This window comes from Avibacterium sp. 20-126 (assembly GCF_044358625.1).
Lineage (GTDB): Bacteria > Pseudomonadota > Gammaproteobacteria > Enterobacterales > Pasteurellaceae > Avibacterium.
The window spans coordinates 2,307,270-2,330,737 of the sequence record NZ_CP091457.1; the positions used below are offsets into that span (position 1 = coordinate 2,307,270).

The following is a 23,468-nucleotide window of genomic DNA, read 5'->3' on the forward strand; positions in this document are numbered from 1 at the left end:
AAATTAGGAGATAAAAAAATCTGCCCAAGATGAGCAGATTTGATGAAAAGGAAAATGGAATTAGTTTTTCGCCGCCGCAGCTGCTTTTACAATCACTGCAAAAGCAGGGGCTTTTAGTGAAGCACCACCAACTAATGCGCCATCAATATCTGGCTGAGTAAATAATTCCGCCGCATTGGCATCATTTACTGATCCACCATATTGAATAATCACTTGATCGGCAACAGCTTGTGATTTGGCAGCAATATGCCCACGAATAAAGGCGTGAACCGCTTGTGCTTGTGCAGGCGTTGCTGATTTCCCTGTACCGATCGCCCAAATTGGTTCATAGGCAATCACCGCACCATTAAAGGCTTCTACGCCTAGCGCATTGATCACAGCATCAATTTGGCGAGCGCATACTTCTTCTGTTTTGCCTGCTTCGTTTTCAGCTTCTGATTCCCCAATACATAACACAGGGATTAAACCAGCTTCTTTTAATGCTGCAAATTTTTTCGCAATAAATTCATCACTTTCTTTGTGATAAGTACGGCGTTCAGAATGTCCGATAATAATGTACTTCGCACCAAAATCTTTTAACATTGCGGTTGAAATATCGCCTGTAAATGCACCTTGCACGTTCACATCAACGTTTTGTGCGCCTAACGCAATTTGGCTACCCGCTAACGCCGCTTCCGCTTCCGCTAAATACATCACAGGTGGCGCAATTGCCACATCACAGCCATTCACACCGGCAAGTTCCGCTTTTAAACCTTCAATTAATTCTTTGGTAAATACTTTACTACCATTCAATTTCCAGTTACCCATAACTAAAGGACGACGTGCCATAATTTTTCTCCATAGTAATTAATAAAAAATAACCGCATTACTATATCAAATTTTTTATGTTCTACCGTTGATTTTAGGCAAATTTGAAAAAAATTTTTCCGAAAAGATGATTATTTTGTGTTAAAAAGATACAATTCACTGTATAAATTTCACAAAAAATCATCAATATGAAAATATTTAAAGCTGAACAATGGAATCTAGAGCTATTGCTCCCCCTCTTTGAGCAATATCGTCTTTCACAAGGTATGGTGGAAAACCCAGAACGAACCTTAATTTTTCTGACCAATCGAATTCGCTTCAGTGAAAGTATTTTTTTCCTTGCTGTCGATGAACAAAATCAAGCACTGGGTTTTATTCAACTTTACCCGCGTCTTTCTTCGTTACAACTTCAACGTTATTGGCAACTTACCGATATTTTTGTGCAGCAACACGCAAATTCATCAAAAATTTATACCGCACTTATTGCGAAAGCAACGGAGTTTGTTCGTTATACGCAAGCCACTCGACTTATTGTAGAACAACGTAGTCAACAGCATAATTTGTTAGAAATGGCAGGCTTTAAAGTAAACCCAGATAAACAAATTTTTGAACTTCGTTTGTAGGGCAAAGTCTAACAATAGGCTTATCAAAAACACATTTAGGAGTTATTTATGAAAGCGATAAAAACCTTGGCTTCAGCCATTGTCATTGGTTCAGCCATTTTAGCAACGGTACCAAGTTATGCGGCTGATTGTCCCGTTACCAATGTGAAATTTAAAAAGGGCGCGTCTTCAGCCAGTTACAATGGAAAAATTAAAGGCTGGCAATGTCGCACTTATGCGTTTTATGCCAAAGCAGGGCAAACCTTAACCTTTAACTTAAACACAAAAGGCGCAGCGGAAGCGATTATTTATGGTAACGATGATTTTGTACAAAATGAACCTTATACGCTACCAAAAACAGGACGTTATGAAGTCCGCGTACTCCAGCCTAAAGCTCAATCCATTAAAAATTTAACTTCACGTTATAAAGTGAATATTCAAATCAAATAAGAGGATTTATGGAACGAAAAAGTGCGGTGAAAACATACCGCACTTTTTGTTATTCTTCAGGTTTAAGCTTAATAAGCTACTAAGATTTCTTTTTCACTGATGGTATCACCATAAACAGACAACAAGGTTTTATCATAAGCTTGTTTTAAAATGCCTTCTTTGCTTAATTTCTCGATTTCCTGATCTAGCCACGCACGCAATGCGCTGTCCCCTTTTTTCACTGCAGGCGCAATAACATCTTGATCACCCAGGTTTTTTATCCCAACGGTAAAGCCCGGATTTTCTTTTGCCCAAGCAAAGAGCAAGGTGTTATCGTGGGCAAGTGCATCGCCACGTCCATCTCTTAAAGCGTCAAAAGTTTCTGTATTTTGTTCAAATTTTAATAATTTGATATTGGGGTAATTTTTGCTGAAGTAAGCATCTGCCGTTGTGCCTTTATTGACTAACAAGGTTTTGCCTGCTAATTGATTGATGTCAGTGATAACCGCGCCATCTTTTGATACCACGCCCAACGCGACTTGCATATAAGGTTTGGCGAAATCCACCGCTTCTTTTCGGGCTGGGGTAACGGTAAAGTTGGCGAGAATAATATCTACTTTGTTAGACTGTAAATATTCCACGCGATTTGCCGCTTCCACTAAAACATATTGCACTTTGTTTTCATCACCAAGCAAATCTTTTCCAATAGCTTTAGCAATTTCTACATCAAAACCTTGGCTTTTACCTTGATTATCTACATAGCCAAAAGGCGGTTTATCACTAAAAACGCCAATGCGTATGCTATCAGCTTTCTGTAACTGCTGAAGACGATTTTGTGCGTTATTACTTTCGTTGTCATTACACGCCGTTAAGCTAACTGCAAGCAATGTGGTGGCAAAAAGTGCGGTGATTTTTTTAAATGTTTTCTGCATAGTCTATTCCTCTTGGTTCATAGTTTAAGATGTTTAAAAAGGCTTTTGCCCGATCGGAAGTCGGGTTAGTGAAAAATAAGTCTGGCGTGTTTTCCTCCACAATTTTTCCTGCATCCATAAAAATAATGCGATCAGCCACTTGGCGAGCAAACGCCATTTCGTGCGTAACAATGAGCATTGTCATTCCTTCTTTAGCAAGTGCTAAAATCACATCTAACACTTCACGCACCATTTCGGGATCAAGGGCTGCGGTAACTTCATCAAACAACATAATTTCTGGGTTCATACATAAAGAACGTACAATCGCGATACGCTGTTTTTGCCCACCAGAAAGCTCACGCGGATAGGCATTTTTGCGATCTTGCAACCCTACTCGTTTAAGTAATTCATCAGCCTGCTTTTCTACTTCCGTACGCAAGCGTTTCTGAACTTTTATTGGCCCAAGCAAAATATTGTCAATCACTGAAAGATGAGAAAATAATTCATAGTTTTGAAAAACCATTCCAATATGCTGGCGCGCTTTTACCCAAGGCACGTGTTTGCCTAATACACCTTGATCTTGCAAGGTAATTTCGCCACTTTGAATGGATTCCAGCCCATTAATGCAACGTAGTAAGGTGCTTTTTCCGCAGCCTGAAGGCCCAAGCAACACCACAACTTCGCCCTTTTTTATAGCTAAATTAATTCCTTGAAGTGCGGTAGTTTTTTCATATTTTTTTATCAGTTGTTTTATTTCTAATAATGCCATTTTGATTTCCTTTTACTGTTCCCAATGATTTTCCATATAGCGAGAAAATCGAGATAAGGGATAACAAATTGCGAAATATAAAAGAAAAATAAGTCCATAAATCCAAAATGCAGCAGAAGGATCAGTAAATAAGGAGGTTTCGATAATTTGTTGCCCTACTTTTACTACATCTAACACGCCAATTAACATTGCTAATGAACTGGTTTTAATCATTCGGGTAAATAAATTAATTGCACTTGGTGTAACCCGTTTTAAACTTTGCGGAAGCAATACATATAGGAAGGTTTGTGTTGCGTTCAATCCTAGGGCATAAGCAGATTCTCTTTGATGTTTTTCAATAGAACTTAATGCCCCACGCATTAAATCGCCCATTTCAGCAGTTCCCCAAAAAATAAATACTAAAATACATACTGCCATTCCATTTAAATGAATATTGAACCACTTAGCTAAACCAAAATACGCAATAAATAACCAAACTAATAAAGGAATAATTCGCACTATTTCCAAATATAAACGACAAACTCCTCGTATTATTTTTTGCTGGCTTGTCATTGCAATGCCAAGTAATATGCCTAAAACGCAAGAAAATAATACGGAAAGAAATGCAATTTCTGCGGTTACGGCTAAACCATTTAATAACCGTTGAAGGTTATTTCCATCTAATAAAATAGCTAATCCCATTAAATCCTCCCATATTTAGCGTAACGGCTACGTTTTTCTAAATAATGAATAAAAAATGAAACTGGCAATAAGATAATGAGATAAAAGGTGACTAATAAAAATAATGCTTCGTTCGTTTTATAATCTAAGCCAATTAACTCTTTTGCCATAAACATTAATTCTGCAATGGCAATCGCACTGGCAATAGAGGTTTCTTTCATTAAAAAAAGACAGTTTGCCCCAATCGCAGGCAGTGAAAGGCTTAAGGCTTGCGGCGTGATGACATAAATAAAAGCTTGTGTGGGTGTTAATCCTAAGCTCAAAGCCGATTCAACTTGCCCTTTTGGAACACTTTCAATCCCCGCTCGAATCGCCTCAGCCATATAGCTTCCCCCAAGAAAACTTAAGCCCACAATGGCGCAAGTAAATCCCTCTAACTTAATTCCCAATTTGGATAATCCAAAATAAAGGAAGAAAAGCTGGATCAACAATGGGGTATTACGAGAAAGTTCAATATAGACTTTAGCGAAGGAATGCAAAAAACGAACGTTATAGCTGGTTACCACAGCACACAAAAACCCAATAAGGAGAGAACACACAATACTCAAAAACGATAGCTGTAAAGTGATAATGCTGGCATCAATAAATTTTGGAATATTGTCAAAAACATACTGCCAATTCATTTTTCTTCCCTATTGAAGTCATAAACGAGCAATCATTCTAAACAATAAAATTGCTGATTGAAAAAGAATAAAAATTTATTGGTTAGATTCTTTAGTTATATAAAAAGTGCGGTGAAAACATACCGCACTTTTGTTTCGTAGAACAAATCCTCTGTTGCTCAATTCCTCAATATCATCCTTCATTAACTTTCACGACCGTTTAGTGTGCCATTCAATAATCATATCTTTGTAATGTATTATTCTCTTATATTTGATATCTGATACACAAAAATAAAAAAGCGTTTTATTTTTATTGTGATCTTGTTCATATTTTCAAAACAGAGAAATTGAGTTCTCTTTTTCATCCGCGTAGCATAACGTGCATTACTACTATTAGTTAAGGAGAAAAAAATGCCTCAATTTCGTTTATCAAAAGTGATGTGTATGCTAGCTCCCGTGATGTTAGCTGCCATTCCAACTTTCCCAGTCCAAGCTGTAACAAATTCTGTTTTAACCGTAGAACAGGGCAAAACACAAAATGCCTATAATCAAATCTTGCAAAACTGGAAAACTCACCTTACAGGGATATCAGTAGATACCACAAATAATATGGCTAGCAATGCACAACAGGCATTATTAAATAACGACACGTTTGATTTTAGTGAACAAAAAACAGCTGGCGCAAAAATTCGCTCAACAGTGAATACAATCAGAGATTTAGCCGTAGGCTATAATAAATCTGGTTCACAATTTTACCAAAACCAAGAGACTAAACAGTTAATTATTTCTTCTTTGGAAAAAATTCATACGGGCGGTTATCAAGTCGGCGGTAAAGAATATGGTAACTGGTGGCACTGGGAAATTGGTATTCCCAAATCGTTAAACGATGTCTTAATTTTGATGAACGATGACATACCAGCTGATTTGAAAGAAAAATTAATCGCTGCGACAACGTATTTCCAACCAGATCCAACAAAAAGTGGCGCAAATGCTGAAGCGGCGAAATATTCCACATCAAAATATGAAAGAACAAGTACAGGTGGAAACCGCACGGATACTTCAACCGTATCACTGGCACGCGGTTTATTAACTCATAATAATGAGGAAGTTCAACAGGCTATTCAAGCAATTTATGATGTGGGCGAGCTTAAAAATGGAATCAGAGATACAGATGATGCAACATTAAATGATGGATTTTATGCTGATGGTTCATTTATTCAACACTCTTCTGTGGCTTACAATGGCACTTATGCCTCTGTCTTAATTGAAGGATTAGGACTTTTTGCTTATATGCTTAAAGATTCACCAAGCTTTGTTTTTAGTGATCCCAAAATGGATAATATTTATGAGTCACTTCTTAAAGGATATAGCTGGTTATTAGTAAATGGAGGAATGAATGACGCTGTAAATGGACGTGCCATAACACGAGAAAATAGTAGTGATATTACCCGTGCAAAACGCTTTATTAGTGATATTTCCTTATTAATTGATAGTGCGCCAGAAAAATACAAACCAGCATTACAAGGACTATTAAAACGCACGCTACTTGAACAGCATTATTCTATTGAGGATGCGCCAAACAATACAGTGCGGAATATTTTAAAAAATATCCTTGATAACCCAAATATTAAACCAACCGAAACCATTGGGGTAAAACGCTTTTCTTTTATGGATCGTGCTGTGCAAAAAAGTCCTAAGGGAACAGTGATTATTGCAATGCATTCTAATCGGACTGCTGCCTATGAAAGTATGAATGGTGAGAACCTTCAAGGTTGGTACACTGGTGATGGAATGACCTATATTTATGATAACCAACGTACCGATTCATTTACAAATTATTGGCATAATGTCGATACCTATATGCTACCGGGAACGACCGAAAGCACCGCTATTCGGAAAGATGGCTCTAAGCAACGTCGATATTTAAAAGATCGTAGTAGTAAAACCTTTGTAGGTGGTGTAGATAATGGTATTAAGGCAGATGGTTCACAAGGCAATGCCACTAAAGCCATTATTGCAATGGATTTCACGTCTTATAATGATAAGACGACTGCGAAAAAATCTTGGGTTCTGCTAGGTGATATGGTACTCGCGCTAGGCTCAAATATTGCTAGCACAGATAAAGGTGAAGTATTAACAACAATTGATAATAGAGTCATCAATGGCAAGCAAACTTTATCTCAGGTTGGTGATACCATTTCTTTTACCGATCCTGCCACGCAACAAACTATCAGTTATAAAATCCTTGATAAGCAGCAACCCTATACGGCTATTGAGAAGGGTAAAGATGGTTCAACAGAATTTGCTAAAATTTGGTTAAACCACGGAACAAAACCAAAAGAGGCGAGTTATGCTTACCTCATTATGCCGGGTTATCGTGCAGATGAAGCAAACCATTTTGATACAAATTCAATCCAAATTCTACGACAAAATGCCCAACAACACGCTGTAAAATCTGGCAATAGTCTATTTATTAATTTCTTCGAAGCTGGGGAAGTTGATGGTTTATCTGTTAATAAACCGCTTTCTGTTATCAAAACAGAAGAAAATGGGCGATTAGATGTGTATGTTGCTGATCCAACTTTGACACTTAATGATGAAATTAATTTGTCAGTACTTGGTAAATATATCTTACAAGTTGGTAATGATGTCACCGCCACAATTTTAGGAGAAAAAACAGAATTTACCTTTAAACTTGATGATCACCAAAAATATTTCTCAGCTATTGAGGAAAGCCAGTATAAGGAAAATAACTCCGTAGAACCCCCAAAAACAGAAACCACATCTGAAAATTCTGAAGATAATCCAGCGGTAACATCAAATAACAATACGGATACACTCTCGGATACATCAGACAATGCCGTTGAATCTAATGTGGATAAGGATGATAAAGGCAGCACAACGCCTACACCAACTCAAATTGAGGATAATCATACTGTAACCTTAGAAGAAACGGTGGAATCTAATGATGAAGAAGAAAATCTTACCACTCAAACATCCTCTGAACAGGTTGCGTTTAGCCAAGATTATCTTGATAAATATGCAAAAACCCTAAGAAATCTAACCGATGTAGATGTTTCTATCATTGATAACTTCAACTATGATCATTATTTCACAGCGACATTAAGTGAAAGCAATAAACAGGGGTTAGGTGGAAAATTCCAAACAGGGTTTAACCAATCCTTGAATGATCATACAAAAGTCGGGACGTTTGCAGAATATCGTTATAATGATATTCATCAGTTAGGTATTGGTGCTAACGCGAAATGGTATGATTTTTCTAGCTTTATTCGTTATCGTCACGTTTTTGATAGCACTGTACACGCAGATTATCTCGACCTTTATCTTGGTTATGATAAAACCTTTGCTATTAGCCAATTTACCATTCAACCACGCGTTGGTGTGCTAGGTTCTTATCTACTAGATAGCAAACTGCCAGATAATGGCAAACTCGCCCATCATTTTGCTGTTCAAACACAGCTATCAAGTAAATTTAGCTACCATATTGGTGGCATAGCACTTTACCTTGAGCCAATTTGGAAAGTAAACTTAGATGAACCATATCGTCTTCAATTAAATGGACAAGAATACAAACTCACTCGTTCAAAACAAGAATGGATAGGCAAACTCGGAATTGCCAAAAATATTGGTAATTACACCTTTGATTTCAGTGTACAAACTAACAACCATCAAGAACGCAAGATGATAGCAACCTTTAATTATCAATTCTAAAAAATAAAAATGCTCTCACGAATTGAGAGCATTTTTCTTATCCAATAATGCCAAAACCTGTTCAGGAATAATTTTGGGTGCAGGAATAAAAATTTGTTTATGGCGGTTGAGTTCGCCTTTTTCGATAATAATACTGCTTTTGGGGACTTTAAACAGTTTGCTTAGGAATTTAACCAAATATGCGTTGGCTTGCCCATCAATGGGCGGAGCGGTAAGGGTAATTTTTAGTTCGTTGTCGTGTAAGCCAACAAGTTGGTCTTTACTTGCTTTCGGTTGCAGAAAAATCCGCAACCGAATTCCTTTTTCTGTTTGTTCGACGGCATTCATTAAGCAAGTTGCCATAAGATAGGGGCAATATCGTACATAACACGGTTGGCATAAAATAACAAAAATGCCAACAACATTGGGGAAAAATCAATCATTCCTGTATTCGGTAAAATACGGCGAATAGGATTAAGCAAAGGCTCAGTCAGTTGATAAAGGGTATATTGCAATGGATTTTGCCCACGATTAAACCAGCTCAAAATGGCTTGGATAAATAACACATAAATCACCGCTTCCCCGAGTGTGCGTAAGGTATGTAGCAAGCCAATAAAAAGATAAGCTTGTGGGCTTGCCGCAAGTTCTGCCGAACCCAATAAATCAATCAAAGGGTATTTTATTGTACCTAAAATAATACATAGCACTAATGCTGCGGTATTTAATCCTTTAACCGTAGGAAGAAATTTTTGTAAAGGCGCAACCACTGGTTGTGTAAATTTGACTAAGGTTTGCGAAAAAGGATTATAAAAATCCACACGGCTATATTGAAACCAAGTACGTAAAATTAAGACGAAACTAAACACATTAATTAATGTATAAACTAAAAATTGAAGGGAATTTAAACCCATTATTTCCTCCTTAAAAATTATAACCAGCCTTTACGTTTAAAATAAATATAAGGCGTAAGCGCGGCGACGATCATTAAGCCAATTGCCATTGGATAGCCATATTTTAAATGCAATTCTGGCATAAATTCAAAATTCATTCCATAAGTTGATGCGACAAGTGTTGCAGGTAAAAACATTACCGAAACAACTGAGAAGAATTTCATAATCTTATTCTGTTCAATATTGATATAACCCATTGCCGCTTGCATTAAGAAATTCACTTTTTGGAATAAGGATTCATTATGCGGTTGAAGAGATTCAATATCGCGTAAAATATCACGCGCCTGTTCTAACTGATTGGCGGGTAAACGTGTTTTGCGCACTAAAAAGCTCAATGCACGTTGCGTATCCATCAAACATAAGCGCACTTTGGAACTGGCATCTTCTTGTTCCGTTAAGGTTGCCAATGCCTCATCAAACGCCTCACCTTGTTTTCCTTCTAAGATAACACGGCTTAATTTTTCTAAATCCGCATAGACGTTTTCAATAACATCAGCAAGTTGCTCAATTTTTGTCTCAAATAAATCTAATAACACTTCATAAGCATTACATTCAATTAAACGCTGGCTACGTGAACGCATTCGATATAAACGGAAAGCAGGAAGTTCACGATCACGCAGGGTGAATAAGCGCCCATCACGCAAGGTGAACGCCACGCTAGCCAAGTCAGCGTAATCATTTTCATCTTCACAATAGAAAAACGAGTGCAAATGTAAGCCATCTTCATCTTCAAAAAAACGTGCTGATGCCTCAATATCTTCCAATTCGAGGAAGGATGCCAAACTTTGTCCTAAACCTTGTTGCAACATTTCACGTTCTTCACCTGAGGGTTCGAGTAAATCAATCCAAATGGCAGCATTAAGATTTTCATCACCGTCATCTAGTCGAATTAAACGTGCATTTTCTAGTGCAAAAGCATTAATCATTTTGTCATACTCCTTGAGGGATTATGAACAAACCCGATGAACAAAAGAAAACTAAATAATCAGCACAAAAGTGCGGTGCAAAATTTTTGATTATTTAATTAAAGATACCTAATAATTGAGGTAATGAAACTTACCTGCGAAATCTCGCCGATAAGTGGAGGACGAGATTTAGATCAACGATGAATTGGGTATCGACTATGACTGTCCAAAGTGTGTGTCCTCTTGTTGCTAAATCGTGCGGAATGTTACGCTTCAATGGGGTGTTCGTCAAGAGGATCTGTGGGAAAAGAAAGCGATAAAAAGTGCGGTGCAAAAATTCTGATTTTTTCCACCGCACTTAAAAGAAAGGCTATTTCACCACGGTGATTATCCATCTCGCATCGCCAATTTGGTCAAAATGGGTCACTTCATAGCCTTCTTCTGCCGCCCAGTTGGGAATGGCCTCTGTGGCTTGCGTGCAATCAAATTCAATTTCGATGCCATCACCTGCGTTTAATTTTGCCATTGCGGCTTTTGCTTCTTCTAATGGGAATGGGCAGACCAGCCCCGCGGTTTCTAATTTTACGATCATCTTAATTTCCTTCTATGTGAATAAATCTTATGCTGCAGCGTTCGCTAACGCCAATCTGCGCGGACGAATAAATAAAACGTGTGCCATTGTCCATACGCCAAGAATCGTGAAAGCAAGGGCAATCCAGCCTTTAGAACTCATCACTGCTGTGGCTGTTAAACCGTTTCCAATGGTGCAACCGCCTGCCAATGATGCCCCCACGCCCATCGCAAATCCACCAATCACACTGTGGTAAAGAGTTTTCGTGTCGGGTAAGCGCCATCTAAACTCACGGCTACCTTTCGCGGCAAGATAAGAACCAATAAAAATCCCGATCACCAAAAACACGCCCCAATTTAACCGCTTTTCATCGCCCGTTACTAAAAAATGAATAAGATTTGCAGAAGGTGTTGTGATCCCCAAGCCACCAGTGCGTCCCGTGCTTTCACTGGCAGGCCAAGCAACCAGTGCAATAATGCCAATAGCCATCGCTGCTACAAAAGGGTGATAGCGCTTTTCAAACAACCAATGGCGTAACCCTTGATATTTTTGTGGCAATGTTGCCACTTTATTTTTAGGGCGTTTGCTCAATGTTTGGTATAAACCAAATACTACGGCGATTGCCAATAATCCAACCAACCACCACACGGAGATCCCTAGTTGGGCTGCAAGATTATCATTCATTCTGGTATAGCTAGTTAGCGTGTTTTTGAATTCCACCAACACACCATATTTCATCATTGCAGCACTTAGCATATACATTGCCAACGCCAACCAGCTTCCGATTAATCCTTCACCTGCACGATACCACGTCCCCGTTGCACAACCGCTAGCAAGTACAATACCAATACCGAATAGATAAGAGCCAAAAACCGTGCCAACCAAAGAAAAATCTTCATAAGGCGATGAAATATAACCCAATTCTACAAGTGTCAGCACCCCCACGCTTTGAATTAAAATCGCCAGTAAAAAGGCATAAAACATTTTGTTATTTTTCGCCGTGTACATATCACGAAAACCACCCGTCATACAAAAACGCGTACGCTGCAATACAAAGCCAAAAATAACACCGAGAATTCCTCCCGAAAAAATCGTCCAAAGCATAAACTTCTCCTCTCATTTCTTCATTAAGTGTAGGTATTATGCGAGAAATTTTTTATGGCTAGCCAATAATTAATTGAGAATAGATATTTCTTTTAGTTATAAGAAATCGGTTTGCAAATTTTTGTATCGAATAGAAAATAATGGGAAGTAAGTAGAAATAAAGGAGAGGGCTATCCCTCTCCTCCGCTTGGCTGGCGGCGTTTGCCGATATTTTTCGTATCTTTATGGCGAAGTTTGGTTTTTTTCTGTTGTGCCGATTTTTTCTTTTCTGCATGTTTTTGTTTAATACGTGCTTTTTGTTTTTTGCTGACACTTTTTATTTCACCATCTTTCGGGGCTTTAGTGCGAGGTTCTAACCCTTCAATAAGGCGTGGTTTGAGTAGCTCTTCAGTATAACGTTTAATTTTGCCAAGTAGCTTATAATCGTGGGCTTCAACAAAAGACACGGCGACGCCTTTTTTACCTGCTCGAGCGGTGCGGCCAATACGGTGCAAATAGGTGTCTGCACTGTAAGGCAAATCCATATTCATCACGTGGCTGATGTCATCAATATCAATACCGCGTGCGGCAACATCGGTGGCAACTAGCACGGTAACTACGCCATTTTTGAGTTTATCAATGGCATTATTGCGTTGCGTTTGCGCCATTTCCCCTTCTAAATAGGTGCTACGAATGCCGCGTTTACGCAAGGTATCAGAAAGCTCACGCACGGTTTCACGGCGACGAACGAAAATAATGCCTTTACTCACTTTTTCTTGTTCAATAAAACGGGCAAGCAATTTTACTTTGTGTTCATCGCTATCTGCGTGATAGTACCACTGTTGAATCTTTTTGCGTTCACGGCGACTTGGTTCAGCATCAATCTGTACGGGATCATTGAGTAATCGTCCCGCAAAATCCCTCAATAGTTCACCTTCTAAAGTGGCTGAGAAGAGCAAAGTTTGTTTGCGCCAGCGCGTTTCCGCCGCAATTTTTTCCGCATCTTGCCCAAAGCCCATTTGCAACATTCGATCCGCTTCGTCAAAAATCAGTATTTCTACGGAACGGCAATCAAAATTTTCTTCTTGAATATATTGCAATAAACGTCCGGGAGTGGCGACGACCAAATCTTGATTATCATTAAACACCTCACCGTGATTTTGATAAGCGACGCCACCGGTGATCGTAGTGATATCAAGAGAGGTAAATTGTGCCAATTGCTCCGCCTGTTCTGCCACTTGCATCGCTAATTCGCGGGTTGGCGTGAGAACCAACACCCTTGGCGTGCCAGGTTTACGACGTGGATTATCAAGCAAATGTTGCAATGCAGGTAATAAAAAAGCGGCAGTTTTTCCTGTGCCAGTTGGTGCTGAACCTAGCACATCTCGTTCTGCCATCGCTGCTGGAATGCTTTCTAACTGAATGGCAGTAGGGCGTTGATAGCCTTTTTTTGCTAAGGCTTTTAATAATTCAGGGGCGAGATCCAATTGTTCAAATTGTGCTAAGTTCATATTTCTTGTTACTATTAAGGAAAATTATCGCGAATTATACCGCACTTTGCGTTTAAAGTGCGGTCAATTTTTAGGAAGTTTATGACAAAGGAAAATCAGGGCTTTACCTTTAAACAATTTCACGTAAATCATCATCGCTGTGCGATGAAAGTCGGAACAGATGGCATTTTGCTTGGGGCTTGGGCAGATATCCAAGAGGCTCAGACGCTGTTAGATCTTGGCACAGGCACAGGGTTGATCGCCTTAATGTTAGCCCAGCGTACCGCGCAACATTGCCAGATTAGTGCCGTTGAGCGTGATCGCGCAGCCGCAGAGCAGGCAAAAGAAAATATTGAACATTCCCCTTGGGCGAAAAAAATGACCTTATATCATACAGATATTGCAACATTCGCACAAAATCCCCCACATCTTTTTGATTTGATCGTAGCCAATCCGCCCTATTTTTCCCCAGCACAAGATTGCAAAACACCCCAACGTAATCTTGCTCGCTATACACTTGAACAGAGCCATAATGATTGGCTAAATATCGCAGCACAATGCTTGAATGAACAGGGCAAAATCCAATTTATTCTTCCTTATGACGCAGGAAAAATCTTGCGAAAAAGCACCGCACTTTACTGTACAGAACAATGTGATGTGATCACCAAAATCGGCAAGCCCGCGCAACGCCTGTTGCTCACTTTCCGCAAACACCCCGCGCCAATGCAACATTCCCAACTGATTATTTATGACGAAAATAATCAATATCACCCTGATTTTGTGGAATTGACGAAGGCGTTTTATTTGAAGTTTTGAGAAAAATGGTAATGTGGTGTTAGAGAATGATATTCCTCTTCAAGAATAAACAAAAAGCCACACTAGGTGGCTTTTGGTTATTTGATGAAAATTACTCCGCAAATTCATCTAACATATCTAACGTTGGGACGAAGAAAAGTGTTCCTGTGCGGGTGCGGCTGAAATCAAGCAAGCGGTCATAATTACCAGCGGGGTTACCAATAAACATATTGTTTAGCATTGCTTGTACTGTGGTAAAGGTATTCGCGTAAGCAATAAAATAGGTTCCCACCTCGCCGTTTGCGGAGAATGGCATATTGTCGCGAATGACTTTGCGATCATCGCCCACATTGGCTAATGCGCTGTGGCTGTTGCTTGGCTTGCTATCATCGTCCATTTCAATGTCATCGGCTTTAGAACGACCGAATACTTTTTCTTGCTCATTTACAGGTAATGCACGCCACGCTTGCATATCGTGTACATATTTTTGTACGAACAAATAACTACCGCCTTGGTAAGCGGGATCTTCTTCACCGATGGTACCGAATAATATGCGTTCTTCTGGATCGTGCGGGTTTTCTGTGCCGTCCACAAAACCGAGAATACTACGCCCGTCCCAATAACGAAACCCTTGAATATCGACCACACATTTTGCCACGTCGCGCAACACATCTGCGATATTTTGTGCAATATCAAAGCAATAACTTGGCTGATCGCAACGGATATGAAAATGTAAATCACCACGCGTTGCCACTGCAGTGTATTTTGATCCCTTTATTGGTTCAAAAGGGGCAAGTTCTTTCGGTAATGGTTTAGGTAAATCAAGGCGTAGCCACGCATCGTGTCCAATGCCCATCACCACGCTGGCTTTCGCATCGGGAAAACGTGTTTTTGCTGTATTATTTAAGTTACCCACTAAACCACAAAGCTGTTGGAATGCGGGTTTAATATCGAGGTTATCGTGAAAATTCCACACCATAAAAATGGTATTTTTATTTGGTTCATCAAGAACATTTTGTAAAGTCGCCATACTATTTCCTTCGTTAGAGGCACTTTAATAAGTGCGGTTGTTTTTTATTCCGTTTTTAAATATTGCAAGCCATTCACTTGCATCATTTTGCCTGCTGGCGCACCAATTGCATTTGGTAAGTTATGAATAAGTGAATTGGCAAAATCGCCAGTATATAATTTTGCCCCTTGGTGAGTAAGATTAGACTGGCAATCAATATATACTTTGCCGCCCATTTTACGCCATAAATAGCAAAAACCGTAATCTTCAGAAAGATAGCGGTGAGTCTGTGGATCAATCATTACATCAAAAAAACGATAATGTAGCCCTAAATCTTGATAGCCAATGCTATCTGGCACATATTGTAATTCGGGATAATACGCGATCATTTTCTCAAAGACTTCACGTTTTATGCACATAAATCCTGTTGGGGCTTCATCCATTTCCATAAAACCATCAGGTAAAATTTCTAATTGCACTTTATCGCCTTCTACACGTCCTGTATTTACCGTGTATCTTGTGCTGGCAGATTCAAATTCTTGCTTTGTCATTCCAGCAGGAATTTCACTTGGAAATTGTTCGTATTTTAGGGGATAAACTCCCGCGGCAATATCATAGTCCGAAAGTAGTAAACGCAAAGCCGCCTCAACAGAAAAGCCAATATCGGAGTCAATCCAAAATAAATGTGTCCACTGTTTATTCGCTAAAAATTCTGCGACAGCATTATTTCTTGCTCGTGTAATTAAACTTTCGCCACGCTGTAAAGAAATCTGTAAGTGCAAACCAAGGTTTGCTGCTGAGCTTGTTAAATTAAGTAATGAAATCACATAATTATGAAAATATTTCCCGTCGTGGCTTGGCGTCATAATAACGGGACGCATTGTTTTTAGGGCATCAAGATTTAGCATTGGTTCTCCTTATTATTCAATCAAACCAGATTTTACAAGAAAATTATATATACCGTCTTGTTCAATATGATCGGTAACGTGATTGGCGACGGCTTTTAAGGTATCGTGTCCGTTTCCCATTGCTACGCCAACGCCAACTGCACTGAGCATTTCGAGATCATTTAAGCCGTCTCCAAATGCCATAACATTTTCCATCGAAAAGCCAAGATGACGGGCAATCGCTTCTATTCCTCTCGCTTTTGAGCCTTCCGCATCAAAAATATCGACAGAATTTTCGTGCCAACGCACGGTTTTGAGATCGTCCAAAATATGTGCCTGCGCGACGAGTTCATCTTTGTCTTCTGCATAAAATGCTAACACTTGGTACACATCATTTTGTTGATAATAGGTTTTATCCACTTGATAATCTGTGGTGATTGGATCAAGGGCGTGTTTTAACATTGGCGTCATTTCAGAAACACGAATTTTATCATTAGAAACAAACGCATAGGCAATATGATGAAGATCAAAGAAATTCACTAGCCGTTGCACTTTTTCTGTTGGAATAGGGTGTTTTTCAATCACTTCTTCATTATGTACAGCAAATTGTCCGTTGGTTGTGACGAAAGTGTGAATCCCTTCTTGCACTACCATTTCATTAATTTTAGCGGGGAAACTGCAACGTGCGCGCCCTGTTGCTATGCCGACTAAAATCCCGTTCGCGTGCAATTTTTGAATGGCAAGTCTGCCACTTTCTGGAAAATGGACTTTATTTTTTACAAATAAGGTTTCATCAATATCAAAAAAAACGGCTTTAATTTGCTTGCGATAGTTAGGTACGGTCATTTTTATCCTCTTTTACTAAATTTTGAGCAAATTTTACCATTTTTTGCGATCAAGATCGGAAAATTGATCAGAAAAAGTGTTTTTCTTAGAAAAATCAATTATAGTGGGTTCAACCAAAAGAGAAGTGCGGTGGAAAAATTGGTGAATTTTTTCGGTTTTCGTTGTGTCTTATGCCATCAAGTTTTATCGCAAGAGAAACAGGGTATATGCACAACTTGCAATAAAGCAATGAAACGTTACGTCTATTGTGGTTGTTGCGGAATGCCAACGCCAAGTTACGTTAAACATTGTGGACATTGCACAGCAACTCCTCCTCGCTGGGATCAAATCGTTATGGTTAGCAAATATGATCCACCTTTATCGAAATTAATTCAGCAATTTAAATTCCACCATCTCTTTTGGTTAGACAATACCCTAGCACGCTTGCTTTTATTAGCGGTTTATGAGGCAAGACGACAACATTCCCTTCACTTTCCAGAAGCCATTTTTCCTGTGCCACTGCACCATTTTCGCCAGTGGAAACGAGGCTATAATCAGGCTGATTTAATCGCCAAGCGTTTAGCAAAATGGTTAGCTATTCCTTGTCATTCATCATTTATTCAGCGCGTAAAACACACGCCTCCTCAGCTTGGTTTAAACGCCAAAGCGCGTAAACAAAATTTAAAACACGCCTTTAGGTTTGAAAACCAAACATTCAATTACCGCTCTATTGCATTGGTTGATGATGTGATCACCACTGGCTCAACCTTAAATGAAATCGCTCAACATTTTCGTCAATTAGGCGTAGAGAATATTCAAGTTTGGGGATTAGCACGGGCTTTCCACACCGAGTAGTATCTTGTGTATAGAAAATACCGAATAAAAGAAAAGGTGGAAAAAAAATCTATCTAGGGGTATGATGCCTGACTATCTAGCTCAAGTATTACTGAGGAATAAATAATGCAACAAATTACGATTTCTGATGCGGCACAAGCTCATTTTCGCCGTTTATTAGATCAACAAGAAGAAGGCACGAATATTCGTATTTTTGTGGTTAATCCGGGAACACCAAGCGCGGAATGTGGGGTGTCTTACTGCCCGCCAAACAGTGTAGAAGCTACCGATACCGAAATGAAATACGATACCTTTTCCGCCTTTGTTGATGAGGTGAGCTTACCGTTTTTGGAAGACGCTGAAATTGATTATGTGACAGAAGAATTAGGCTCTCAGCTTACGCTCAAAGCACCCAATGCGAAAATGCGTAAAGTCGCAGATGATGCGCCTTTAATTGAGCGTGTAGAATACGTCATTCAAACCCAAATTAATCCGCAACTGGCAGGACACGGTGGGCATATTACGCTGATTGATTTAACCGAAGAGGGCTATGCTATTTTACAATTTGGCGGCGGTTGTAATGGTTGTTCAATGGTTGATGTTACCCTTAAAGATGGGGTTGAAAAACAATTAGTCAGTTTGTTCCCTGATGAATTGAAAGGCGCTAAAGATGTAACCGAGCATCAACGCGGTGAGCATTCTTATTATTAATCGTAAAACAAATAAAAAGGCACGAATTATTTCGTGCCTTTTTGTTATCATTCGGGATCAAAATTGATCGCCCCAGAATAATTAAGTTGCCGCCACGCTTCATAAACCGCTACCGCAACAGAATTAGATAAATTCATACTGCGGCTATTTTCTGTCATTGGAATGCGAATTTTTTGTTCCATTGGCATTTCATCTAAAATTGCCATTGGAATACCACGGGTCTCTGGCCCAAACATTAAATAATCCCCAGCTTGAAACGAAACTTGGCTATGTGCCAAACGCCCTTTGGTTGTCATTGCAAATAAGCGTTTAGGCTGTTCTGTGGCAAGAAAATCCGCAAAGGTTTTGTGCTTTTTAATTTCGGCAAATTCGTGATAATCCAAGCCAGAACGGCGCAAACGTTTATCGTCCCAAGTAAAGCCAAGTGGCTCAATTAAATGCAAACGAAATCCCGTGTTCGCACATAGGCGAATAATATTTCCTGTATTTTGGGGAATTTCTGGCTCATATAAGACAATATCTAGCATCATTTTTTTCTCTTTCAATTTCCGTGTGCGAATTTTACCGCTGAATAATGAAAGATCAAAATAATAAAAAAAGCACCGCACTTTAATATAAAGCCCTCACAAGAAGGGCTTAATGTTAGGCAGAAACGTTTTTTGTTTTAAATAGCGTGCAGAGCATCATCATTGCTAAGGTTGGCAATAACCACGTTAGGCCTTCCTGATGGAGCGGTATATGCGCTAATAGGTTCTGAATAAAGTGCGGTAATAATTCCATATTTTTTAGGCTATCGGTTACGCTAAATAAGGCGGTAATTCCCATAATAAAGTTGTACCCTGTGCGAGTAATGCCTAACTTATGACGTAATAACTGCATTACAACCAGCATAATGGCGATAGGATAAATTAATAACAATGCTGGAATGGTAACGCGTAATAACGTGTTCAATCCTGTTTCAGAAATAATAATGGTACAAATGGTAAATAGCACCACGAAGAAGGTGTAATTTAAACGAGGATGGAATTTTGAAAAATAATCCGCACAAGCACTGGTGACGCCGACAAGGGTTGTTAAGTTCGCTAACAGCACGATAGCACTCATAATCCAAGATCCTTCACGCCCAAATAACGCATTCACATATTGCGCAAACAGTTGTCCACCATTGGTTGATGTTTGAGCCACTTGTTCACCCGTCGCGCCTAAATAGAAGAGACATAAGTAAAGTAAACTCAATAACACCACTGAGACAGCGCCCGCCGTCAGGGTATAACGTAAAATCGCACGTTTATTTGAAACCCCTTTCACCGCTAATGCCCGTGCCACAATGCCGCCAAATGCCATTGCGGAAAGCACGTCCATTGTTTGATAGCCACCAATCAACCCCGTTGCAATCGCAGAATGATCTTTATAAGCCTGACTTGGTTCAACAATATCTGAAAGTGGTGCATTCACCACTTCAAACCCAACAATGGTTAATAGAACCAGTAATGCAGGCGCCATAAATTTCCCAATACTAGAAATCATTGTACTGCGCCCTAGCATAAAACTCATTCCGATTAAGTTAAATACCGTCACAAAAATAATATGGGAATACTCACCAGACAATAAATTCAAGGGCTGCCACGCCATTTCATAGGCAACATTTGTAACTCTTGGCATTGCAAAGGTTGATCCAATGACTAAATATAAAATCGTCCAGAACGCCACCTGAGCCCACTTAGGTAAATCGAGGGAAAGTTCTTCCCCACAGCCTTTTAAGGTTACGACAATTAAGGTAATAAAAGGCATAAGCACGCCTGTTAATAGAAACCCTAACGCCCCCCAAAACCACAGACTTCCAGCATAATATCCTTCCATTGGTGGAAAAATAATATTCCCAGCACCTAAGAAGAGAGAAAAAATCATCATTCCCAAAATCGCAACATCTTTTCCAGATAACATTTTATTAACCTCTTAAAACTTAGCATTTAATATTATATTAATAAATAATCAAAATGATTTTCCACTAGAAAATGGAAAAGTTATAGAGTTTTATGATTTTATTGTCAAGCGAGAGAGGAGATTTCTCAGGAATTCGCGTGGAGAATATTAAAATCACTTAGAAATAAGGGGGAAATTTTGACAAAATTTAAAAATTTATCTTTTATACAAGAAAAATAAAAAAAGGAATGATGTTTAACCCTCATTCCTTTACTGAATAAAAACGATCAAAGCGTTTTAACAAATTGCTTCAAATAAGCACTAAATTCACTGCCCAGTTTAGGATGATTTACGCCATATTCCACAAAAGCTTGCATATAGCCTAATTTATCACCACAATCGAAATTCCCCCCAGTCTGATGAAAGGCTTCAACCTCTTCTTTTTCAATTAACATATCGATGGCATCTGTTAATTGAATTTCATCACCCACCCCAATAGGGGTTTTAGCTAATAAATCCCAAATGCTCGCTGAGAAAACATAACGTCCCACCACAGCTAGATTAGAAGGAGCATCTTCCACCGCGGGTTTTTCTACGATTCGTTTAATCTTTGCACTTTCACCCGGGTTAAACTGCACACCTTGGCAATCTACGATACCATAGCTACTAATATCCTGTTCAGAAACTGGCTCAACTAAAATTTGGCTCGCATTGGTTTCTTTAAAACGTTTGATCATTGCTGCCAGATTTTCTTTGCGTTGATCTGCACTGAAATCACTTAATAACACATCAGGTAACACGACCGCAAAAGGGGCATCCCCTACCACTGGACGTGCGCATAATACGGCGTGTCCTAAACCTTTGGCGTTACCTTGACGAACGTGCATAATGGTAACATCTTTCGGGCAAATGGAACGGACTTCTTCTAATAACTGGCGTTTTACCCGTTTTTCCAGCATTGTTTCCAGCTCAAAAGAGGTGTCAAAGTGGTTTTCAATCGCATTTTTAGAAGAGTGGGTAACCAGGACAATTTCTTTTATCCCCGCTGCGGCACACTCATTCACTACATATTGGATCAAGGGTTTATCCACTAACGTCAGCATTTCTTTAGGGATGGCTTTTGTCGCAGGTAACATTCGCGTACCAAGACCTGCAACAGGAATAATGACTTTCATTGGTTTTCCTTTTCTAAAATTTCTAAAAAAACAACCGCACTTTAATAATAGGGTTGTTGTGAAAATAGCAAAGCGGCTATCTCAGATAGCCACGTTGATATGCGACACCGTAAACCAAAGAGCGGTGCTTTTTTACATATTATTGACGTAATAACGCCAGAATTTCTTCGGTTTTTTCTGTCATTAATTGCTTATCACCACGAGTTTCAAGGTTTAAGCGTACGACTGGCTCCGTGTTTGAGGTACGCAAATTGAAACGCCAAGTAGGATATTCAATACTAATACCATCAATTTCATTGACTGAAATAGCATCTTTTTCATAGGCCGCTCGTACACGTGCAATCGCCGCCTTAGCATCCGTCAGTTTGCTATTAATTTCGCCCGGTGATGGGAAAGTATTAATGCTTTCGTTCACTAATTCACCAAGAGACTTGCCTGTGGTACAAACTAATTCCATTACGAGTAACCAAGGGATCATTCCACTGTCGCAATAGAAGAAATCACGGAAATAGTGATGCGCGCTCATTTCCCCACCATAAATAGCATCAACAGCACGCATTTTTTCTTTAATGAAAGAATGGCCAGATTTAGACAATACTGCCTCACCGCCATTTTCTTCCACTAATTTGATGGTATTCCAAATCAGGCGTGGATCATAAATGATTTTCGCCCCTTTATTTTTTTGTAAGAAAGCTTGACCAAGCAACCCAACAATGTAGTAACCTTCAATAAAGTGACCTTTTTCATCAAATAAGAAACAACGGTCAAAATCGCCATCAAAAGCAATCCCCATATCTGCGTTATGCGCAAGCACCGCATCAATAGTATCTTGACGATTTTCGTGCAAAATGGGGTTTGGAATCCCATTTGGGAATGTGCCATCTGGATTATTATGCACTTTCACAAATTCCACTGGCACACGTTTTGCTCGGAATTGCGCTTCAATCGCATCAATAACGTGTCCTGCTGCGCCATTTCCTGAATTAATCACCAATTTCATTGGTTTTAAATTATCTAAATTGATATAAGACAATAAATGCTCAACGTAATCACCTAACACGGAAAGTTGCTTATACTCTCCTCGTTTTTCTACAGGTGGAAAATGATTTTCCTCTGCCAAACGTTGAATATCCGCAAGACCAGTATCCGCACTAATTGGACGCGACCCCTCACGCACCAATTTTAAGCCGTTATAATCCATTGGATTATGGCTTGCGGTAACTTCAATTCCGCCATCGGCTTTAAGAAAAGAAGTGGCGAAGTAAACTTCCTCAGTTCCCGTTTCACCCAAATCAATGACGTTCACGCCAGAATCTAATAAGCCATTTGTGACGGCACTTTTTAATTCTTTACTGGTTAAACGCACATCACCACCAACAACGATAGTTTTAGGCTTTAAAAACTGTCCAAATGCTCGACCAATGCGATAGACAATATCCACATTCAATTCATCGCCTAAACGACCACGAATATCATACGCTTTAAAACAAGTTAATTTACCCATAACATCCACTTCCTTTTCCTAATTAAGATGATTGCTCATCTTTTGCTTCTCTAATACGTTGGTAAATTTCTTCTCGATAGACAGATACTTCTTTTGGTGCATTCACACCAACTTTAATCTGATTACCACGAACACTTAATATCGTAATAGAAATCTCATCACCAATGAGTAAGCTTTCGCCAACTTTTCTGGTTAAGATTAGCATACAACCTCCTCATTTCCTTTCTTCGACATCCCTATCGATCATTTACCCCT

At 39.3% G+C, this 23,468-nt stretch carries 26 protein-coding genes; 6 read left to right on the forward strand and 20 right to left on the reverse strand.

Annotation, left to right across the window (positions count from 1 at the left end):
- Window positions 1-60: 60 nt before the first annotated feature.
- On the reverse strand, window positions 61-828 hold the full coding sequence (tpiA, locus tag L4F91_RS10950; protein ID WP_395896465.1) for a triose-phosphate isomerase: 768 nt from the start codon (window positions 826-828) through the stop codon (window positions 61-63).
- 167 nt (window positions 829-995) lie between these two features.
- On the opposite strand from tpiA, the gene L4F91_RS10955 reads away from it, so the two are divergent.
- Window positions 996-1,430: a GNAT family N-acetyltransferase gene (locus L4F91_RS10955; protein WP_250351303.1), complete on the forward strand. Its 435-nt coding sequence runs from the start codon at window positions 996-998 to the stop codon at window positions 1,428-1,430.
- A 48-nt stretch (window positions 1,431-1,478) separates the two neighbouring features.
- Window positions 1,479-1,859, forward strand: a complete 381-nt coding sequence (locus L4F91_RS10960; protein WP_250351302.1) for a hypothetical protein — start codon at window positions 1,479-1,481, stop codon at window positions 1,857-1,859.
- A 68-nt stretch (window positions 1,860-1,927) separates the two neighbouring features.
- On the opposite strand, the gene L4F91_RS10965 is transcribed toward L4F91_RS10960, so the two are convergent.
- The 4 genes from L4F91_RS10965 to L4F91_RS10980 are packed head-to-tail and all read right to left on the reverse strand — an operon-like array spanning window position 1,928 to window position 4,861.
- Window positions 1,928-2,770 carry a cysteine ABC transporter substrate-binding protein gene (locus L4F91_RS10965; protein ID WP_395896467.1) on the reverse strand — a complete coding sequence of 281 codons (843 nt, stop codon included), beginning with the start codon at window positions 2,768-2,770 and terminating at the stop codon, window positions 1,928-1,930.
- Window positions 2,754-3,518 (reverse strand): amino acid ABC transporter ATP-binding protein, encoded by a 765-nt coding sequence (locus L4F91_RS10970; protein ID WP_250351300.1) that lies wholly within the window; start codon window positions 3,516-3,518, stop codon window positions 2,754-2,756. The genes L4F91_RS10965 and L4F91_RS10970 overlap by 17 nt, the downstream gene beginning before the upstream one ends.
- 12 nt (window positions 3,519-3,530) lie before the next feature.
- Complete coding sequence (locus tag L4F91_RS10975; RefSeq protein WP_250351299.1) at window positions 3,531-4,199, reverse strand: amino acid ABC transporter permease; 669 nt, start codon at window positions 4,197-4,199, stop codon at window positions 3,531-3,533.
- Window positions 4,199-4,861, reverse strand: coding sequence for an amino acid ABC transporter permease (locus L4F91_RS10980; RefSeq protein ID WP_265762445.1), 663 nt, complete (start codon window positions 4,859-4,861; stop codon window positions 4,199-4,201). Before L4F91_RS10980 ends, L4F91_RS10975 begins: the two co-directional genes overlap by 1 nt.
- 390 nt (window positions 4,862-5,251) lie before the next feature.
- Between L4F91_RS10980 and L4F91_RS10985 the strand changes: the two genes are divergently transcribed.
- The gene (locus L4F91_RS10985; protein WP_395896470.1) at window positions 5,252-8,572 is read left to right on the forward strand and encodes a polysaccharide lyase 8 family protein; all 3,321 of its coding nucleotides are present in this window, start codon (window positions 5,252-5,254) and stop codon (window positions 8,570-8,572) included.
- Window positions 8,573-8,587: 15 nt separating this feature from the next.
- Here the strand turns inward: L4F91_RS10985 and yggU are convergent, their stop codons facing one another.
- The 7 genes from yggU to srmB all read right to left on the reverse strand — a co-directional run bounded on the left by yggU (window position 8,588) and on the right by srmB (window position 13,571).
- On the reverse strand, window positions 8,588-8,899 hold the full coding sequence (yggU, locus tag L4F91_RS10990) for a DUF167 family protein YggU (RefSeq protein ID WP_395897903.1): 312 nt from the start codon (window positions 8,897-8,899) through the stop codon (window positions 8,588-8,590).
- Window positions 8,899-9,462 carry a YggT family protein gene (locus L4F91_RS10995; protein ID WP_250351296.1) on the reverse strand — a complete coding sequence of 188 codons (564 nt, stop codon included), beginning with the start codon at window positions 9,460-9,462 and terminating at the stop codon, window positions 8,899-8,901. The genes yggU and L4F91_RS10995 overlap by 1 nt, the downstream gene beginning before the upstream one ends.
- Window positions 9,463-9,479: 17 nt before the next feature.
- Window positions 9,480-10,427, reverse strand: a complete 948-nt coding sequence (corA, locus tag L4F91_RS11000; RefSeq protein ID WP_250351295.1) for a magnesium/cobalt transporter CorA — start codon at window positions 10,425-10,427, stop codon at window positions 9,480-9,482.
- A 245-nt stretch (window positions 10,428-10,672) separates the two neighbouring features.
- The gene (locus L4F91_RS11005; protein WP_395896473.1) at window positions 10,673-10,801 is read right to left on the reverse strand and encodes a hypothetical protein; all 129 of its coding nucleotides are present in this window, start codon (window positions 10,799-10,801) and stop codon (window positions 10,673-10,675) included.
- Window positions 10,777-10,998: a sulfurtransferase TusA family protein gene (locus L4F91_RS11010; protein WP_395896475.1), complete on the reverse strand. Its 222-nt coding sequence runs from the start codon at window positions 10,996-10,998 to the stop codon at window positions 10,777-10,779. The genes L4F91_RS11005 and L4F91_RS11010 overlap by 25 nt, the downstream gene beginning before the upstream one ends.
- A 27-nt stretch (window positions 10,999-11,025) precedes the next feature.
- Window positions 11,026-12,081 (reverse strand): YeeE/YedE thiosulfate transporter family protein, encoded by a 1,056-nt coding sequence (locus L4F91_RS11015; protein ID WP_395896477.1) that lies wholly within the window; start codon window positions 12,079-12,081, stop codon window positions 11,026-11,028.
- A 170-nt stretch (window positions 12,082-12,251) separates the two neighbouring features.
- A complete protein-coding gene (gene srmB / locus L4F91_RS11020; protein ID WP_395896479.1) occupies window positions 12,252-13,571 on the reverse strand; it encodes an ATP-dependent RNA helicase SrmB in 1,320 nt (439 codons plus the stop codon).
- Between the two features lie 81 nt (window positions 13,572-13,652).
- Here srmB and L4F91_RS11025 point away from each other — a divergent pair, with 81 nt between their 5' ends.
- Complete coding sequence (locus L4F91_RS11025) at window positions 13,653-14,366, forward strand: tRNA1(Val) (adenine(37)-N6)-methyltransferase (protein ID WP_395896481.1); 714 nt, start codon at window positions 13,653-13,655, stop codon at window positions 14,364-14,366.
- A gap of 91 nt (window positions 14,367-14,457) precedes the next feature.
- Here L4F91_RS11025 and L4F91_RS11030 read toward each other — a convergent pair whose 3' ends face one another.
- The 3 genes from L4F91_RS11030 to L4F91_RS11040 are packed head-to-tail and all read right to left on the reverse strand — an operon-like array spanning window position 14,458 to window position 17,087.
- The gene (locus L4F91_RS11030) at window positions 14,458-15,375 is read right to left on the reverse strand and encodes a Dyp-type peroxidase (protein WP_250351289.1); all 918 of its coding nucleotides are present in this window, start codon (window positions 15,373-15,375) and stop codon (window positions 14,458-14,460) included.
- Window positions 15,376-15,419: 44 nt separating this feature from the next.
- Window positions 15,420-16,262, reverse strand: coding sequence for a hypothetical protein (locus L4F91_RS11035; RefSeq protein ID WP_395896483.1), 843 nt, complete (start codon window positions 16,260-16,262; stop codon window positions 15,420-15,422).
- A gap of 12 nt (window positions 16,263-16,274) precedes the next feature.
- Window positions 16,275-17,087 carry a Cof-type HAD-IIB family hydrolase gene (locus L4F91_RS11040; RefSeq protein ID WP_395896485.1) on the reverse strand — a complete coding sequence of 271 codons (813 nt, stop codon included), beginning with the start codon at window positions 17,085-17,087 and terminating at the stop codon, window positions 16,275-16,277.
- A gap of 141 nt (window positions 17,088-17,228) precedes the next feature.
- On the opposite strand from L4F91_RS11040, the gene L4F91_RS11045 reads away from it, so the two are divergent.
- Both L4F91_RS11045 and nfuA read left to right on the forward strand, forming a co-directional pair.
- Entirely contained in the window at window positions 17,229-17,921 is a 693-nt protein-coding gene (locus L4F91_RS11045; RefSeq protein ID WP_395897905.1) for an amidophosphoribosyltransferase, read from the forward strand.
- 105 nt (window positions 17,922-18,026) lie between these two features.
- Window positions 18,027-18,611: a Fe-S biogenesis protein NfuA gene (nfuA, locus tag L4F91_RS11050; protein WP_250351286.1), complete on the forward strand. Its 585-nt coding sequence runs from the start codon at window positions 18,027-18,029 to the stop codon at window positions 18,609-18,611.
- Between the two features lie 47 nt (window positions 18,612-18,658).
- On the opposite strand, the gene trmL is transcribed toward nfuA, so the two are convergent.
- From trmL to csrA, 5 genes are all read right to left on the reverse strand, one after another.
- On the reverse strand, window positions 18,659-19,138 hold the full coding sequence (gene trmL, locus L4F91_RS11055) for a tRNA (uridine(34)/cytosine(34)/5-carboxymethylaminomethyluridine(34)-2'-O)-methyltransferase TrmL (RefSeq protein WP_250351623.1): 480 nt from the start codon (window positions 19,136-19,138) through the stop codon (window positions 18,659-18,661).
- A 115-nt stretch (window positions 19,139-19,253) separates the two neighbouring features.
- Complete coding sequence (gene brnQ, locus L4F91_RS11060) at window positions 19,254-20,555, reverse strand: branched-chain amino acid transport system II carrier protein (protein ID WP_250351285.1); 1,302 nt, start codon at window positions 20,553-20,555, stop codon at window positions 19,254-19,256.
- A 266-nt stretch (window positions 20,556-20,821) separates the two neighbouring features.
- Window positions 20,822-21,709: a UTP--glucose-1-phosphate uridylyltransferase GalU gene (gene galU / locus L4F91_RS11065; protein ID WP_250363826.1), complete on the reverse strand. Its 888-nt coding sequence runs from the start codon at window positions 21,707-21,709 to the stop codon at window positions 20,822-20,824.
- 139 nt (window positions 21,710-21,848) lie between these two features.
- The gene (locus L4F91_RS11070; RefSeq protein WP_265778501.1) at window positions 21,849-23,213 is read right to left on the reverse strand and encodes a phosphomannomutase CpsG; all 1,365 of its coding nucleotides are present in this window, start codon (window positions 23,211-23,213) and stop codon (window positions 21,849-21,851) included.
- A gap of 22 nt (window positions 23,214-23,235) precedes the next feature.
- Window positions 23,236-23,418 (reverse strand): carbon storage regulator CsrA, encoded by a 183-nt coding sequence (gene csrA, locus L4F91_RS11075; RefSeq protein WP_103854347.1) that lies wholly within the window; start codon window positions 23,416-23,418, stop codon window positions 23,236-23,238.
- Window positions 23,419-23,468 lie beyond the last annotated feature (50 nt).

Excerpts from the sequence above, each read along its gene's own strand:
- L4F91_RS11070 (WP_265778501.1), bottom strand. The coding sequence starts at position 23,213 with ATGGGTAAATTAACTTGTTTTAAAGCGTATGATATTCGTGGTCGTTTA.
- L4F91_RS10985 (WP_395896470.1), top strand. The coding sequence starts at position 5,252 with ATGCCTCAATTTCGTTTATCAAAAGTGATGTGTATGCTAGCTCCCGTG.
- csrA (WP_103854347.1), bottom strand. The coding sequence starts at position 23,418 with ATGCTAATCTTAACCAGAAAAGTTGGCGAAAGCTTACTCATTGGTGAT.
- L4F91_RS11035 (WP_395896483.1), bottom strand. The coding sequence starts at position 16,262 with ATGCTAAATCTTGATGCCCTAAAAACAATGCGTCCCGTTATTATGACG.
- galU (WP_250363826.1), bottom strand. The coding sequence starts at position 21,709 with ATGAAAGTCATTATTCCTGTTGCAGGTCTTGGTACGCGAATGTTACCT.
- srmB (WP_395896479.1), bottom strand. The coding sequence starts at position 13,571 with ATGAACTTAGCACAATTTGAACAATTGGATCTCGCCCCTGAATTATTA.
- L4F91_RS11010 (WP_395896475.1), bottom strand. The coding sequence starts at position 10,998 with ATGATCGTAAAATTAGAAACCGCGGGGCTGGTCTGCCCATTCCCATTA.
- L4F91_RS11005 (WP_395896473.1), bottom strand. The coding sequence starts at position 10,801 with ATGGATAATCACCGTGGTGAAATAGCCTTTCTTTTAAGTGCGGTGGAA.
- trmL (WP_250351623.1), bottom strand. The coding sequence starts at position 19,138 with ATGCTAGATATTGTCTTATATGAGCCAGAAATTCCCCAAAATACAGGA.
- L4F91_RS10955 (WP_250351303.1), top strand. The coding sequence starts at position 996 with ATGAAAATATTTAAAGCTGAACAATGGAATCTAGAGCTATTGCTCCCC.
- tpiA (WP_395896465.1), bottom strand. The coding sequence starts at position 828 with ATGGCACGTCGTCCTTTAGTTATGGGTAACTGGAAATTGAATGGTAGT.
- L4F91_RS10960 (WP_250351302.1), top strand. The coding sequence starts at position 1,479 with ATGAAAGCGATAAAAACCTTGGCTTCAGCCATTGTCATTGGTTCAGCC.
- corA (WP_250351295.1), bottom strand. The coding sequence starts at position 10,427 with ATGATTAATGCTTTTGCACTAGAAAATGCACGTTTAATTCGACTAGAT.
- L4F91_RS10980 (WP_265762445.1), bottom strand. The coding sequence starts at position 4,861 with ATGAATTGGCAGTATGTTTTTGACAATATTCCAAAATTTATTGATGCC.
- L4F91_RS10995 (WP_250351296.1), bottom strand. The coding sequence starts at position 9,462 with ATGGGTTTAAATTCCCTTCAATTTTTAGTTTATACATTAATTAATGTG.
- brnQ (WP_250351285.1), bottom strand. The coding sequence starts at position 20,555 with ATGTTATCTGGAAAAGATGTTGCGATTTTGGGAATGATGATTTTTTCT.
- L4F91_RS10965 (WP_395896467.1), bottom strand. The coding sequence starts at position 2,770 with ATGCAGAAAACATTTAAAAAAATCACCGCACTTTTTGCCACCACATTG.
- L4F91_RS11025 (WP_395896481.1), top strand. The coding sequence starts at position 13,653 with ATGACAAAGGAAAATCAGGGCTTTACCTTTAAACAATTTCACGTAAAT.
- L4F91_RS11040 (WP_395896485.1), bottom strand. The coding sequence starts at position 17,087 with ATGACCGTACCTAACTATCGCAAGCAAATTAAAGCCGTTTTTTTTGAT.
- nfuA (WP_250351286.1), top strand. The coding sequence starts at position 18,027 with ATGCAACAAATTACGATTTCTGATGCGGCACAAGCTCATTTTCGCCGT.
- L4F91_RS11015 (WP_395896477.1), bottom strand. The coding sequence starts at position 12,081 with ATGCTTTGGACGATTTTTTCGGGAGGAATTCTCGGTGTTATTTTTGGC.
- L4F91_RS10970 (WP_250351300.1), bottom strand. The coding sequence starts at position 3,518 with ATGGCATTATTAGAAATAAAACAACTGATAAAAAAATATGAAAAAACT.
- L4F91_RS10975 (WP_250351299.1), bottom strand. The coding sequence starts at position 4,199 with ATGGGATTAGCTATTTTATTAGATGGAAATAACCTTCAACGGTTATTA.
- yggU (WP_395897903.1), bottom strand. The coding sequence starts at position 8,899 with ATGAATGCCGTCGAACAAACAGAAAAAGGAATTCGGTTGCGGATTTTT.
- L4F91_RS11030 (WP_250351289.1), bottom strand. The coding sequence starts at position 15,375 with ATGGCGACTTTACAAAATGTTCTTGATGAACCAAATAAAAATACCATT.